Origin of the sequence: Komarekiella delphini-convector SJRDD-AB1 (assembly GCF_014831675.1) — a bacterium.
In the GTDB taxonomy this organism is placed as follows: domain Bacteria; phylum Cyanobacteriota; class Cyanobacteriia; order Cyanobacteriales; family Nostocaceae; genus Komarekiella.
In genome coordinates this window covers 53665-68347 of the sequence record NZ_VJXY01000031.1, presented here as the reverse complement: position 1 = coordinate 68347, position 14683 = coordinate 53665, and the positions used below count along the sequence as shown (strand labels likewise).

The 14683-nt window shown below is 41.5% G+C and carries 9 protein-coding genes; 4 read left to right on the top strand and 5 right to left on the bottom strand.

What is annotated here, in order from left to right:
* Positions 1-1076 precede the first annotated feature (1076 nt).
* On the top strand, positions 1077-3365 hold the full coding sequence (locus tag FNW02_RS24055) for an amylo-alpha-1,6-glucosidase (RefSeq protein ID WP_191760006.1): 2289 nt from the start codon (positions 1077-1079) through the stop codon (positions 3363-3365).
* A gap of 326 nt (positions 3366-3691) precedes the next feature.
* Here FNW02_RS24055 and FNW02_RS24050 read toward each other — a convergent pair whose 3' ends face one another.
* Together FNW02_RS24050 and FNW02_RS24045 are read right to left on the bottom strand one after the other, a co-directional pair.
* Entirely contained in the window at positions 3692-4021 is a 330-nt protein-coding gene (locus tag FNW02_RS24050) for a DUF2973 domain-containing protein (protein ID WP_191760005.1), read from the bottom strand.
* Positions 4022-4318: 297 nt separating this feature from the next.
* The gene (locus FNW02_RS24045; RefSeq protein WP_191760004.1) at positions 4319-4636 is read right to left on the bottom strand and encodes a DUF2605 domain-containing protein; all 318 of its coding nucleotides are present in this window, start codon (positions 4634-4636) and stop codon (positions 4319-4321) included.
* A 745-nt stretch (positions 4637-5381) separates the two neighbouring features.
* Here FNW02_RS24045 and thrS point away from each other — a divergent pair.
* The gene (gene thrS / locus FNW02_RS24040; protein ID WP_225225868.1) at positions 5382-7229 is read left to right on the top strand and encodes a threonine--tRNA ligase; all 1848 of its coding nucleotides are present in this window, start codon (positions 5382-5384) and stop codon (positions 7227-7229) included.
* Positions 7230-7294: 65 nt separating this feature from the next.
* Here the strand turns inward: thrS and FNW02_RS24035 are convergent, their stop codons facing one another.
* Both FNW02_RS24035 and ctpB read right to left on the bottom strand, forming a co-directional pair.
* Positions 7295-8263 (bottom strand): glycosyltransferase family 2 protein, encoded by a 969-nt coding sequence (locus FNW02_RS24035; RefSeq protein WP_191760003.1) that lies wholly within the window; start codon positions 8261-8263, stop codon positions 7295-7297.
* A 58-nt stretch (positions 8264-8321) separates the two neighbouring features.
* The gene (gene ctpB, locus FNW02_RS24030) at positions 8322-9671 is read right to left on the bottom strand and encodes a carboxyl-terminal processing protease CtpB (protein WP_191760002.1); all 1350 of its coding nucleotides are present in this window, start codon (positions 9669-9671) and stop codon (positions 8322-8324) included.
* 312 nt (positions 9672-9983) lie between these two features.
* On the opposite strand from ctpB, the gene FNW02_RS24025 reads away from it, so the two are divergent.
* Together FNW02_RS24025 and FNW02_RS24020 are read left to right on the top strand one after the other, a co-directional pair.
* A complete protein-coding gene (locus FNW02_RS24025; protein ID WP_191760001.1) occupies positions 9984-10706 on the top strand; it encodes a YdcF family protein in 723 nt (240 codons plus the stop codon).
* A gap of 796 nt (positions 10707-11502) precedes the next feature.
* A complete protein-coding gene (locus FNW02_RS24020; protein ID WP_191760000.1) occupies positions 11503-12282 on the top strand; it encodes a phosphate ABC transporter ATP-binding protein in 780 nt (259 codons plus the stop codon).
* 222 nt (positions 12283-12504) lie between these two features.
* Here FNW02_RS24020 and FNW02_RS24015 read toward each other — a convergent pair.
* Positions 12505-14683, bottom strand: a 2179-nt coding sequence (locus FNW02_RS24015; protein WP_191759999.1) for a Calx-beta domain-containing protein, incomplete at its 5' end; no start/stop codon positions are given.

Here is a 14683-nt window from a genome sequence, read left to right as displayed (position 1 = left end):
TTTGCCATTAGGTAGCGGTGGCAAAGAACCGAGAAATATAGAAAAAGACAATTAAACAAAAGGGTTGACCCCCGTTAGCTTGTATCGAAATTCTCTATTTCCTTACGGTAAGCCATCTTCTGGGCGTTTATGTGGGATTTGGTCTCCTAAATTAGATAGAGAGGCAAACAGGAGAAATCAGACGAGCCTACTTGTTGGGGGACATTGGTGGATTTTACGCTCAAGGACAATCATACTTGTCAGACATAGGTTGTTAGTTCTTTAGCGTCAAGTTCATAATCGATGAGTAGGAAAAAGGTTACAAGATGGTGCTAAGGTAAAAACTTGTACTTGTAACCCATAACTCTCAAAGTTAGAAGGTAGAATTATCAAATCATCATTTTGCCTTGTGACTTTCTACTTTATTAACACTCGCGATCGCCACGTTGATTTATACTCACTTTGTTAATCTTTGTTTGCCATCTCGAAATCATTGCTGCGACATTTACATAAGTTAGTCCACAATTTATTGAATAAATGTAATCAATTAATTAGTTATCATAAATTTGTCTAATCCAATACCAAAAATATTAAAGATGATTGCATACAATGGTAATTCTATAGATGCTTTACATGCCCATCAACAACAGTGAATTTTACATCTGCGCTGGTATTTTCAGTGCCTTGTGTCTGTTAAAGTTGAAAGACCAAGAACTCATCTAAAAAATTTCCTAGTTTCCAGTATTGACTTTGGATGTATAAAATATACATTTATATATACATTAATAAATATTTGCTTATATAAATTTGATCGCTACTCTGCCAACAGCATGTGACTATTATTTTGACTCGAAAGGCCAAATGATTTTTAGAGAGCGCCTTTTTACCAAGCTCTGAAGACCAGTTTTCGACCCACCCTGTGGCAAGCCCTTCTCCTGTAGTTAACGCTCTTGCTAGCTTGCTTTCTCTTTCTGATGTTCAAGTACTCGTTAAAGCTACCGCTTGCGTTGTCTCAACACAGAAGCATCTACGGGTTCATCACTTGTTGACTCTGATATAACCACGTAAAGACAGACCTGTACACGGAATTTTGGCTAATGACACCGGATATGCTGATGACCCCGGAAAAAATTTTCTTGGACGGAAAAACTTTTATTCCTGCCGAACAATTACCTATCCCAGAGTGGCCTTGTGTCGTCAGTGAAAGACCACAACCAACCCTGACGGTTAAAGATGATGATTTATTTTTTGTCACAGATACTATGGGGAACATTTCTGGCTGTTCCCTCAATGATGGCAATCCCAGTATGGGACTGTTTTGCTGTGATACGCGGTTTCTCAGTCGCTTGGAGTTACAAATTGAAGGGCGATCGCCTGTACTCCTCAGTAGTACTGCTGAGAAAGGTTTTTCACTTTCAGTTTTGTGTACTAACCCCAGAATCGACGAATCTTTGAGAGCGGAAACTGTAGGGATTCGCCGGGAAATAGTACTCAATGGAGCGCTATTTGAAGAAATAGAGATATCCAACTACAGCACAACTACCGTCAGTTTTGAACTAAGCATCAGCTTTGACGCAGATTTTGTGGATTTATTTGAAGTCCGGGGTTATGACAGAGAAAAACGTGGTAGGCTTTTACGCCTAGTGGAACCGACGTTTGAAGAAGGAGCATCTTCTGTTGTTGATAGCGCCTTGTTGCCAACTCAACCCCCCGCGCAGAAAGAAGAATCCTTAACACTCGCCTATCAAGGTCTAGATGGTTCAATAATGGAATCGCGGATTCAATTCCAGCATCGGCGACCAGACAGTTTTAAGGGTTACACTGCGGTTTGGCAACTAGAATTGGCTTCTCACGAAACCCAAAAGTTGGGTTATCGAGTGAATATGTTGAAAAACAACAAGTCCAGTTCCACCGTGAGTGCAGCTTTTACTCTAGTACAAGCGAAAGCCGCCGAGTTGATGGAGGAGCAAAACTGGGTACAACAAATTACACGGATTAGCTCCGATAAGAGTATTTTCAATCGAGTGATTGAACGAGCTGAGCAAGATATGTATTTGTTGCGCCAGTCTTTTGGCAAGTATAAGACTGTTTCTGCTGGAGTGCCTTGGTTTTCTACGTTATTTGGGCGGGATTCACTAATTACAGCTTCCCAAAGCCTAATGTTAAACCCGCAAATAGCTAAGGAAACTCTGATTTTACTGGCAGCACACCAAGGTAAAACAGACGATGAATGGCGTGAAGAGGAACCAGGTAAGATTTTACACGAGTTGCGCTTAGGGGAAATGGCTCGTTGTCAAGAAATTCCCCATACACCCTACTACGGTACAATCGATGCCACTCCCCTGTGGTTGATGCTGTACGCCGAATATTATGCTTGGACTCACGATCAAGAAATTCTAGAGCAACTTTGGCCTAATGCTCTAGCAGCAATGGAGTGGATTGATCGCAATACCAAACAAGATAGCTACCTTAGCTATTATCGTAAATCTAAACGCGGTCTTGCTAACCAAGGCTGGAAAGATTCTGGCGACTGTATTGTAGACCGCAAGGGAGAACTAGCTAACGGCCCAGTTGCCCTTTGTGAGGTGCAAGCTTACGTCTATGCTGCTAAAATGCGTCTAGCAGAAATAGCTAGAATGAAGAAGCGGCTTGATCTAGCAGATCGCTGGCAAGAAGAGGCTAGAAATCTTAAGGTTCGTTTCAACAAAGACTTTTGGATCGAAGACCAGGATTTTTGCGCTCTAGCTTTGGATGGAGATGGCAAGCTAGTAGATAGTATTACCTCAAATCCCGGTCACTGTCTGCATTTGGGGATATTTACACCCGAAAAAGCTTATAGCGTGGCAGAGCGGTTGCGAGCACCAGATATGTTTAATGGTTGGGGTATTCGCACTCTAAGTAGTATGTCACCGGCTTATAATCCGATGGGTTATCACATTGGTTCAGTTTGGCCCCATGATAACGCTCTAATTGCAATGGGATTGCGATCGCTTGGCCTAATCGATCAAGCACTAGAAGTTTTTCAAGGCTTATTCGACATGACCAGTCAGCAGCCCTACCAACGTCCTCCAGAACTCTTTTGTGGCTACGAACGCAATGGTGATAATGCTCCTGTACAGTATCCCGTTGCCTGTACTCCGCAAGCTTGGGCTACTGGCAGTATCTTCCAATTACTGCAAATGATGGTTAACTTAGTGCCTGACGCTCAAAATAACTGTTTACGAATTATCGACCCAGCTTTACCAGAATCGATTAATCGCCTATCTTTTCATAATTTGCGAGTAGGTGCAACAATTCTCGATTTAGAATTTGAGCGTTCTGGTGGTACTACTGCTTGTCGTGTTGCTAAAAAACGGGGCAATCTCCGGGTAGTGATTGAAGCATAGAAAGGGAGTTAAGAGTAGGGAGTGGGAATTAACCATTCCCCACTTTTCAGGGCTGAATCTTGATGCGTGACAAAACCTTGCAATACTCACTTACTTTTTGTCCTCCTCAATCCGATAAATGATGCGATACGGCTTCAGGATTAACTGGCAAATATCAGGTTTATTAAATCATCGCAACTTAAACCTGTCTCAAGTGAACAACACAATTTTAACTTACCAACCTATCGACGCGATCGCCTGTAAATTCAAGGATGGTAAGAAATTTCTGCTAAGAGAAAGGTTAAGGATGTAAAAACAACAATAATTTACACCCAAACTCCTAATTCTTATGCTTCCTCTGAATTTTCGCTTTTATGTCCTGGGGATGATTCGTAAAGGGCATCCAACTGTTGACGAGCATCGTCAACATTAATTGAACGCATTACTAAAAGTGGCTCTTTGATTAAGTTGCCCGCGTTATCTAATAACTCTGGATGAGGTATAAACTGTTGTCTTGATGCGAGATAGCCAAAATTGCCTTGATTACCCATTCTTGAAGAATTTGTCGGATAAGTCCGCTCTCGATCAAAACTGAACATAATCAGATTACGAATTAAGTTAGCAACAGCGATAAATGCAAGGATAGTAAAAGCAAGAATGTAAAGCAGGTGTAACATCGGGTTTTCCTCCAAAGCAGCAATTTTTAAAACTTTATATTTTAACGCCCTGCTTCGCTGACACTGTGGCTCACAATGGTAGCGAATATTTAATGCACTCTATAGTGTGTGCGTTTGCGTTTATTATTGAGGCAAATTGTCAACCGTTATTCCACTTACGGTAACATAGGATACATTATTTTGTTAATCCGAATGATGTTAAGACAATGTTAAGGATTCTGTACTCTTTCTTCGACTTGTATACTGTCTTGCTATTGTCAAGTAGTTTGCCGAATTTTCAATAGATGCAACCACCCCTCAGACTTCATGAGAGCGGCGTAAGCGCATTGCCACATCCCAGCATTCTGTTACCAATTGATGCCAAGGCATTAACGTTGCCATTTCAATCCCGACTTGTCCATCAGTGGCAGCAAATAGCATCTTCGCCGTATTTAGTTCATCTTGCGCTTGCTTAACTCGCAATAGCAAGTCTGATTGCTCTTGATCACTCATAAATGAAATGTGCTCGGTTTCCAGCAAGTGGCGCGATCGCGTAAACCAATACTGAAAATCGTCCAGCAGAGGTTCCAAAACCGTTTTTAGCAACTCAGTCCCCGGTAAATTAGAGTCTCGCATAAATGAGAAGCATACTTCCAACTTTATTACTAATATTAACGTTATTTACGATTCTTAACAATTTTCTCATTTATTTCATAAATCAGAATGTTTTTTGTAACAAAATATACATTTTTATTGTATGGTCAGACAGAAGAATTTGTACAGATCCCTGAGAGATATGTCTATATACCCGCAGGTATAGCTGTTAACAAATTGCAGTCAAAAAAAAGAAAGCAGGTATGAGAAGTTAAACTTGTAATTTATGATGGTAAAGCGATTAAGTCTTTTAATCAATATGTCAATAGATATCTATAAATTCTTGCATCGCTTTTCTAGGAAATGCTGCACGTAGCTTTCTTCTTTGCATAAACACGCAGATTCATGTAATCAAAAATAAATTTCTACATTTTTTATTACAAATTTATTCAGCAGTTGGGATATTGAGCCAAACTTACAGAAATTAAAATAGTTATAGTTGAAGAAGCTTACATATCAAAGATATGCTGCATTTGATTGTGAAGCAATGGCAGCGCCAAAAAATTAAGTAATTCAACGTATCAAAACAGAAATGTTTAAGACAGCTACAGGTAAACTAAATTATGCTTAATACTAATTTTACCAGACTGCTGTGATGCTATACATCCAGTATAAGTAAAAGCATACAAACCTGGAAAGTATACCCATGTTATATTTGGGTAGATTTTCAGAACTCGAACTTAGTAAATTATCTTTTGCAATCACTTCGCTAATAGTTCAGCAACCAATGTCGCCAAAATCATCTTCAAATCTCGCTGATCAAAACTTAGAGTTGGAACAACCTGAAAAAATGTATTTACCTCGTACCAGCGAATCGGAGAATTTAAAAAAGATTCGCCACACTGCTTCCCATGTGATGGCAATGGCAGTACAAAGGCTGTTTCCCAAAGCCCAAGTTACAATTGGGCCTTGGATTGAAAATGGTTTTTACTATGACTTTGATAATCCAGAACCATTTAGCGAAAGTGATCTAAAAGCCATCCAAAAAGAGATGGTAAAGATTATTAATCGCAAACTGCCAGTTATTCGGGAAGAAGTCAACCGCGAGGAAGCCGAACGCCGGATTCAGGAAATTAAAGAACCTTACAAACTAGAAATCCTGGCAGATATTAAACAGGAACCAATCACGATTTACCACCTGGGAAATGAATGGTGGGATTTATGTGCTGGGCCTCATCTAGAAAACACTAGCGAATTACACCCGAAAGCAATTGAATTAGAAAGCGTTGCTGGCGCTTATTGGCGTGGTGATGAAACCAAAGCTCAGCTACAACGCATCTACGCTACTGCTTGGGAAAACCCAGAACAACTTGCTGAGTACAAGCGACGCAAAGAAGAAGCACTGCGGCGAGATCACCGAAAACTTGGTAAGGAATTAGGATTATTTATATTTTCCGACCAAGTGGGCCCAGGTTTACCCTTGTGGACGCCTAAAGGTACGCTGTTGCGAAGTATTTTGGAAGATTTCCTGAAGCAAGAACAAATTAAACGGGGATACCAGCAGGTTGTTACTCCTCACATTGCTAGAGTAGATTTATTTAAAACCTCTGGACATTGGCAGAAATATAAAGAAGATATGTTTCCTTTAATGGCCGATGATGAGGAAGCAGCTGCACTGGAACAGGGTTTTGTCCTTAAACCCATGAATTGCCCCTTTCACATCCAAATATATAAGAGTGAGTTACGCTCTTATCGAGAACTACCGATGCGACTGGCAGAATTTGGTACTGTTTACCGCTATGAGCAATCTGGGGAATTGGGCGGTTTAACGCGGGTGCGCGGTTTTACTGTGGATGATTCTCACCTCTTCGTCACCCCAGAACAGTTAGACAGCGAATTCCTCAACGTTGTAGATTTAATTTTGTCAGTGTTCAAGAGTCTACAACTGAAGAACTTTAAAGCTAGACTCAGTTTTCGCGATCCAGCTAGTGATAAGTATATCGGGTCAGATGAAGCGTGGGAAAAAGCTCAAGCTGCCATTCGTCGTGCTGTTCAACAATTGGGGATGGAGCATTTTGAAGGTATTGGAGAAGCCGCTTTCTATGGCCCTAAACTCGACTTTATCTTTAGTGATGCTTTAGGACGGGAGTGGCAATTAGGCACTGTGCAAGTAGATTACAACTTGCCAGAACGCTTTGATTTGGAGTATGTCGCTGAAGATGGCGATCGCAAACGACCAGTAATGATTCACCGTGCGCCTTTTGGTTCAGTGGAACGGTTAATTGGTATTTTAATTGAAGAGTATGCTGGGGATTTCCCTTTGTGGTTAGCGCCAGTACAAGTCAGATTGCTACCAGTGGGTGAAGCACAGCTAGATTTTGCTCAAGATGTGGTAGCGAAGATGAGAGCCTTGAGTATTCGTGCAGAAGTCGATATCAGTGGCGATCGCCTGGGTAAACAGATTCGCAATGCTGAGAAGCAAAAAATACCCGTGATGGCAGTAGTGGGAGCTAAAGAAGTTGAAACTAACGCCTTGAGTATTCGTACCCGCGCCTCTGGGGAGCTAGGAGCTATACCTGTAGATGAGGTGATTGATAAGATGAAGCAAGCGATCGCAAACTTCGAGAACTTATAGCCAAAAAAGTCATTTAGTATAGCTGGAATGCCTGCTACTATAACCACTTGGTAGCGGGTATTTTTTTAGAGCCGATCAATTATCTTGGCATTTTCTGGCAACTTTGCATCCCGTTGTCCATCAGAACGCGCTCTAGCAGTGAATAAACCAATGGGAGTATTTAGTATATCTACAAGGGTAGCTTTACCTGCGATCGCCTTTACACTTTCTTGCGGTACTTCCTTCAAAAACCAACGTGCCAAGCGATAACCGCATTCTTGAAGTGTAATCTCTCGCATCAACTCTACACCGTGCAAATCGTGTAAATAACGATTTGAGCGTCCATAGCGCCGCCATTGGCTTTGCAGTTCCTTGAGTGTGGCGCGGTGACGGTGCTGGACAATCGCCTCTGGGGCAAATTCTAAACGCCCGATGTTTTCCAAGAGAATCCGCCAGCACATGTCTGCGTCGCCGCCACTTGTCAAATAAGGACGAAATAAACCTACTTTTTCCAAAGCGATGCGTCGAATCGCCAAATTAGCAGTTTGACCATAGGGACGAAAGGAATGGTGAAGAGTATGTTTTTGTGACAGGGTTTCTTGACGGTTTGCGTGTTGTTCTAGAAGAGTTTTGCCTGGTAGTGCCACAATTTCACCTGCGACAATTACCACTTCTGGGTTGACAAAAGGTTGAATTAATGATTCTAACCATTGTGGTTGCGGACGGCAATCAGCATCAGTAAAAACCACAATTTCGCCTGTTGCAGCGCGAATCCCAGTGTTGCGTGCAGCGTAGGAGCTTTGAATTTGGTTTTCGCTCAACGGGTGAATTTTAATTGGGCAGTTTCCGGCAGATGTTTTTAGTAGGGTGAGAGTGCGATCGCTGCTGTTATTATCTACCAGTAAATACTCTACCTGGTCTTTAGGATAAGTTTGAGATAACAAACAGGAAAATAAATCTGGTAAATCTGCCTCACCATTATAAATAGGCACAACCACCGACACTTGTGGCAAGAAGCTGTTGGCGGTGGTTGTATTAGCTGGCTGATGATTCATAATCCTGAAATTTTGGAGTTGGGATTACTATGTAGTATTCCCAATCCAAGTTTCGGTATCAAAATTTTAGGTCGTTGGCGCGATCGCTCAGGGGTAAGGAAGAGGAAGGGCGATTTACCGGGGGTTGAGCAAAGTTACCACCAGATAGAACTGCGATCGCGCGGGCATATTGCGGATCACTTCTAGTTCCGATTAAATCTGGATTAGAAGCCAGCTGACGCTCTTGTGGCTCAGTCAAGTCTACCTTAATATCTGGTGCAATTCCCTTGTGGTTAATATCCGTTCCCTTGGGAGTGTAGTAATGGGCAATGGTCACTGCTAAACCGGAACCATCTGCGAGTTCATGAACCGATTGCACTAAAGCTTTGCCAAAAGTTTGGCCACCAACAACTACCGCCCGTCTATTATCCTTGAGTGCTCCTGTGAGGATCTCGCTAGCACTGGCTGAATTACCATCTACCAGTACTACTAAGGGACGATTTGTTAGGGCAGTGCGATTAGCTTTAGTTTCTTCACTTCCTCCCTGGCGGTTTACTGTTTTGACAATTCCCCCATTATCCAGCCACATCCGCGCAATTTCGATGCTCGCCTGCAACAAACCACCAGGATTACCTCGCAAGTCCAACACATAAGCATCGGCTTTTTTAGTATTCAGATCACGGATGGCTCGTTGCATTTGCTCTGCAGCGTGAGCACTAAACTCTCGCAAACGGATGTAACCAACGCGTCGATTTCCTTCTTGCTTGAGGGTATGGCGTACTGTTGGTACTTCAATAGTTGCTCTTGTCAACTTTAAATTAAAAGTATTTTGCCCCGTCCGTCCCAACCGCAACGTTATGGGAGTACCTGCTTTACCGCGAATTAGCTTGGAGGCGTCATCCACTTTCATTTTGAGAGTGGGTTTGCCGTCGATTGCCAAAATTTCATCGCCTGCTTTAATTCCAGCTTTCAGCGCCGGAGAATTTTCTATAGCTTCAACAACGGTGAGTCGCTTAGTCTTTTCGTTTAGCTCCATGCGAATACCAATTCCAGAGACTTCCCCAGATGTTTGGTTAGTCAGGGCTTCATACTGCTTGGGATCCATAAACCGTGTGTAAGGATCTCCCAACTTTTGTAAAGCTTCGCGGATAGCAGTATAAGCTTCTTCACGAGAAGTATAGTCTTTACTTAAGAGGCTTTGCCTGGTTGCTTGCCAATCTTGTTGATTAAATTTACCATCAACATATTCACGATTCACCACTTGCCAGGCTTGGTCAACAATCGCTTTTGGGCTATCTTGGAAGGCCAGAGCGGCGCGAACGCAGCGAGTCCAAGCGGGGCCAAACACTGAGACAGCAGCAGTTGTAGCGATCGCTCCCCCAATCAAGGCTACCTGGAGCGGCGAGTAACTTTTCGCAGATTGGTTCATGTATATCAGCTGGAATAATTGTGTTGTTGACAGTTTAGCAATCAGGCTTTCCAGAAATTTTTAAGTTTTTATACTCCAAAGTCAGCTATACTCTCTTCACCATTTTTATATTTAAATGATGCTGAAAATACTGCATTAGTTGTTAACAATCATTTCTGAGTTTGCTAGTCTTTTCCGGAAGGCTATACTGACCATGTGACACTTTAATCAGCGTCATCTTTGCAGTCTAGATTACTTTTATAAGATAGCACTTTGATCTTTTAATTGCAGTACTGTCAGATAGCCATAGAATCAGCTTTTTTCGCTTAAGTCATGAAACGCAAATTTACCATCAAATCATCAATCCCAGGTAGGGGAAAATTCGGTAAACTGTGGCAATTGTTACAACAAATAGTTTGTGGATTGTGTCTGATCTTGGGCTGTTGGCTGATTTGTACTACTATAACCTTATTTTTTGCTGCTTCTAGACCAGTAGATGCTTTTTTTGTGCTTGGTGGCAGTATTCGTCGGGAAATCTATGTTGCTCAACAAACAAGACAATATCCGCAAACCCCTATTTTAATTTCTCATGGTTCTCCAGACCCATGTTTATGGCTAATTTTTCAGCGGGAAGCAGTAAGTTTACAAAAAGTTTGGTTAGAAAAGTGCGCTAATTCTACTTTTGAAAATTTTTATTATGGTATTCCGATTTTGCGTCATTGGAGGGTGCATAATATAAGATTAATTACTTCTCAAACTCACTTACCAAGAGCCAAATGGATGGCACAAATTCTCTTGGGCGCTCATGGTATTTGGGTAGATTTCGACATTGTTCGGGAGCAAGGTATTCCTGGTAATCGTGAGTTTTGGCAAAAAACATTACTGGATTTAACGCGCAGCTTATTTTGGGCAATTTTCAGTCAAACAATTCAGCCGCAATGTACTGCTGTAACAAGACTTACACAAGTGGATATGCCAGCGTGGCAGCATCAAGGTTTCAAGTGTGAACGCCAAGGTGAGGTGGACAAGATGAAAGCAGGGAGCATGAATAATTGACAATGTGTAGCGATCGCTATTTGGTATTGTTGAAGACTTAGTTAGCGATTGGGGGTAAAGATGCGATCGCAGCAACGCCAGATGATTGTTAGGTTGGGACGTTAATTTTGTATTAAACAGAAATAACGAACCGCCAAGTACGCGTTTCCTTCTCTACGAGAGGCTGCGCCAACGGAACGCTACGCGAACGCGGAGCGTCTCCTAGAGAAGAAAGAAGAGTTTGAAAGGAGCGATCGCTGGCTATAACCCTTGTTAGAAAAGTATCGGCATCAGGGAATTTTGTTGGCTCGCAGCAGCAGAAAAACTCAAAGAACAAGATATCAAATCTTACCAATTTTTTACTAATAAATAATAATGACACATACAAATCTTCTTGAATCTATAAGTACAGGAGGATTTGATTTTTAGATTTGATGTAAGTTCGGCATTCTATTACAAAGGTCGTTTTATTAGCTTTTGAGTAAGTGTTTGAAATATTACAATTGATTTTAAATGACAATAGTTATAAAAAGTCTGTAAAAAATTAATTGTTAAGTAAGTAGGTTTGAATAAATTCAAGTTTGTAGTTGCCGCTTTAGCCTTAATTACAAGCCATAAAGCATTTTCTATTCATTAATATTTACTTGTCTCGTGTGTACTTTTTATACAAACAATTATTAACTGTATATCTGCTGCATGGACAGATAATCTCTGTAAATATCCGTAAATGTTCGCTTTTCAGAGTAACATAGTGAAACAGCGCCATTTATTTGTACTGCTTTATTTAGTAAAGAGTTGTGACACACGTTTAGGAAAGATGAGTAAACTAATTCCAGCTATAAGAGTCAAAAACCTCAACTTTTATTACGACACACAAAAAATATTTGAAAGCGTGTCAATGGATATTTATCAAAACCAAGTTACGGCAATTATTGGTTCTAGTGGTTGTGGCAAGTCTACTTTTCTTAAAGTCCTAAATCGCATGAGTGAATTGGAAAAAGAAGTGAAAGTAGAAGGCAGGGTAGAATTTTTTGGACAGAATATTTATGAGCGTCGTGTCAACTTAAATAGGTTACGCCGCCAAATTAGTATGGTTTTCCCCAGACCAAATCTTTTTCCCATGAGCGTTTACGATAATGTTGCTTATGGAGTGAAATTAGTAGGATGGCGTCCGAAAGTGGAATTAGATGAGATTATCGAATCTGCTATAAGATCTGCCGATCTTTGGGATGAAATAAAAAATAAGCTACATAAATCTGCTTTAGAGCTTTCTGGAGGTCAACAGCAACGACTGTGCATTGCTCGTGCTTTAGCAGTTAAACCGAAAGTTCTCTTGATGGATGAGCCTTGTTCAGGTCTTGATCCTATCGCTAGCATGAAAATTGAGAATCTAATTCATAATTTGCGCTCTGAATTGACCATTGTGATTGTGACTCATAGTATGCCGCAAGTTACTCGCCTCTCTGATTTCACGGCTTTCTTTTATAGCAATGAAAATCGCGTTACTCAATTGCTTGAATTTGGCACTACAAATAAAATCTTTACCAACGCCCTGGATTCTCGTACCCGCGACTATGTTTTAGCGCGTATTAGTTGAGGTTTTTATTGTGGTTATTTAGATTTGATTTACAAAATCTATACTCAAGTAACTTTAGTCAGCTTTGACTTGATATTACAAGTCTGGAAACCCAACGCCACTTGCTTCAACTAATTTTTATAGAAACTAGGGGGAGAAAGAGACAGAGGTAAATGTCTCCTTCTCCCCCTAGAACTACTTAATCAGTGTCTTGAGAAGGCAAAATCAACAAAAATGCTCTCTCTAAGCAGGTCGCCAGCGCTCTATTTTACCTGTGTACAAGCTTACGTAGTAAAGATTTCCATCTGCTCCATTGCTAATTTGCACAGGCGATACTAAATCGGATGCAAACCGTCTAACTGAAACAACTTTGCCCTCACTGTTTAATGTCAAATTATCAATAGTTCCTCTACTCGCATCAGCGATAAACAAAGTATTTTGATAGATTGAGGGGAAAGTATTACCTGTGTAAAAATCACCTCCAACGACCGCACTACCGGGATCATTATTGGCATTAGAATGTTTGTAGGTATAAGTTGGTGCTGTGACTTTTGCGCCACTATTGTAGAAGGTTGTTGCTGATGATGCTGTACCTGGATTAACAGCATATTGTGATTGTTTTAGGCTGACAACATTGCCGCTGGCATCAAGACCACCTTCAAAGTAGGGCCAGCCAAAGTTAGCTCCTTTTTTGCCAATATTGATCTCTTCCCAGTTCCGCCAACCTACGTCACCAATGACGGGAGTATTGTTCCGTGTATCTATGGTGAAGCGGAAGGGGTTACGCAAACCGGAATTATAGACCTTGGAACGATTGCTATTGGGATCACCATTGTAGAAGGGATTATCAGCTAAGCCTTCACCAGTAATTGGGTCAATCCGTAGCATCTTGCCTGACAGATTATTGACATCTTGGACGCGAATTGCTCGCGGATCTTCCCGGTTATAGGAAGTACCATCGCCAATACTCACAAATAGAGAGCCATCAGTACCAAACTGTAGACTGCCAACTGAGTGAGATTCACTATCAGTTGCTATAAAATCCTGGACGTTTGTGATGTTATTGAGATTGTTTAGGTAATCTTGAGTGTTGGCAAATAGCTTGCCAGTAGTTTTGTTGAGAATTCCTGATGGTGCAGCGTTGGCTGTATTGTTAGTACTGACATTTGTGCTATTAGTATCTGGACGACTGATATACTGCCAAATGCTGTTTTTGCCTAGCAAGATAACTTCACTGTTAGCGATCGCAGTAGTGTAGTTGGTTTTAGCGTCAGCTGTCACCCGAAGTAGCCGTGCAGCACGGTTGCCAGCCTTGTCTGGATCATCTAATGTGCTGCTGGTTTTGTTTGTATAGACTTCTGCTGGATCGTGGGTGAATAACAGATAGATATACGGGGTTTTGGGGAAATCTGGATGTACAGCAATGCCTAACAGACCGCGATCGCTCGTATCATTTACCTGCCGAGAAATATCGATAAATGGCGTTGATAGTAACTTGCCATTTTCAAACACCTTCACTACCCCATCTTTTTGGGCAATGAACATGCGTTTATTGTCAGGTGTCCAATCAAAAGCTGTAGGCTTGTTCAACCCGGAGACCACAGTCTCTTTAACAAAGCTACCAGGGTCATCATCAATGATGGTAATGACAGACGTGTCTTTGCTGGTTAGTTTTGCGCCAATTGCGTTACTCAATTTCAAACTGAACGTTTCATTTGGTTCCCCAACGGTGTCATTAATAATGGAGATAGGAATCGTCTTACTGATTTGTCCGGCTGCAAAGTTCAAGGTTCCAGATACAGCCTTGTAGTCAGATCCAACTTTCGCAGTCCCATCCACAGTTTTGTAATCAACACTAGCCGCTCCCGAACTGTTACCCCGTGTAACTGTCACAGTAGCAGTACCATCTTTCTCATTCACTACTGGCTGAGAAATTTCAAGTTCACTGCCATCGTCATCTTGAATTGTAATTACGGCAGTTCTCTGAATTCCTAGAGTTGCCCCTTCTGGTTGGTCAATGACGAAACTAAAGGTTTCGTTTGGTTCTGATAATGAGTCGTTCAGAATAGGAATCTTGACCTGTCTGCTGCTTTCTCCAGCTGCAAAGATAATTGTCCCCGCGGTTTGAGTATAGTCAACTCCTGCTGTAGCACTCTCAGCTGTGGTGGCATACTTGACTGAAGCTATACCGCTTAAATCACCACTTCGCAACAAAGTAATGCTCACACTACCATCAGATTCCCGTACAGTTCCAGGAAATGACCCTAATGTGATGGTGGGTTCAGAAGGTGGTGAATAAAGTTGTGACTGGGGAATAATTTCCTTGGTCTGAGAAGAACTTGACCAAGCGAGTTTAGCAACTCCTTCATATCTATCTTCGTAGTACTCCATCTTAATGTCGTACTTCTGACCTGCAACCAAT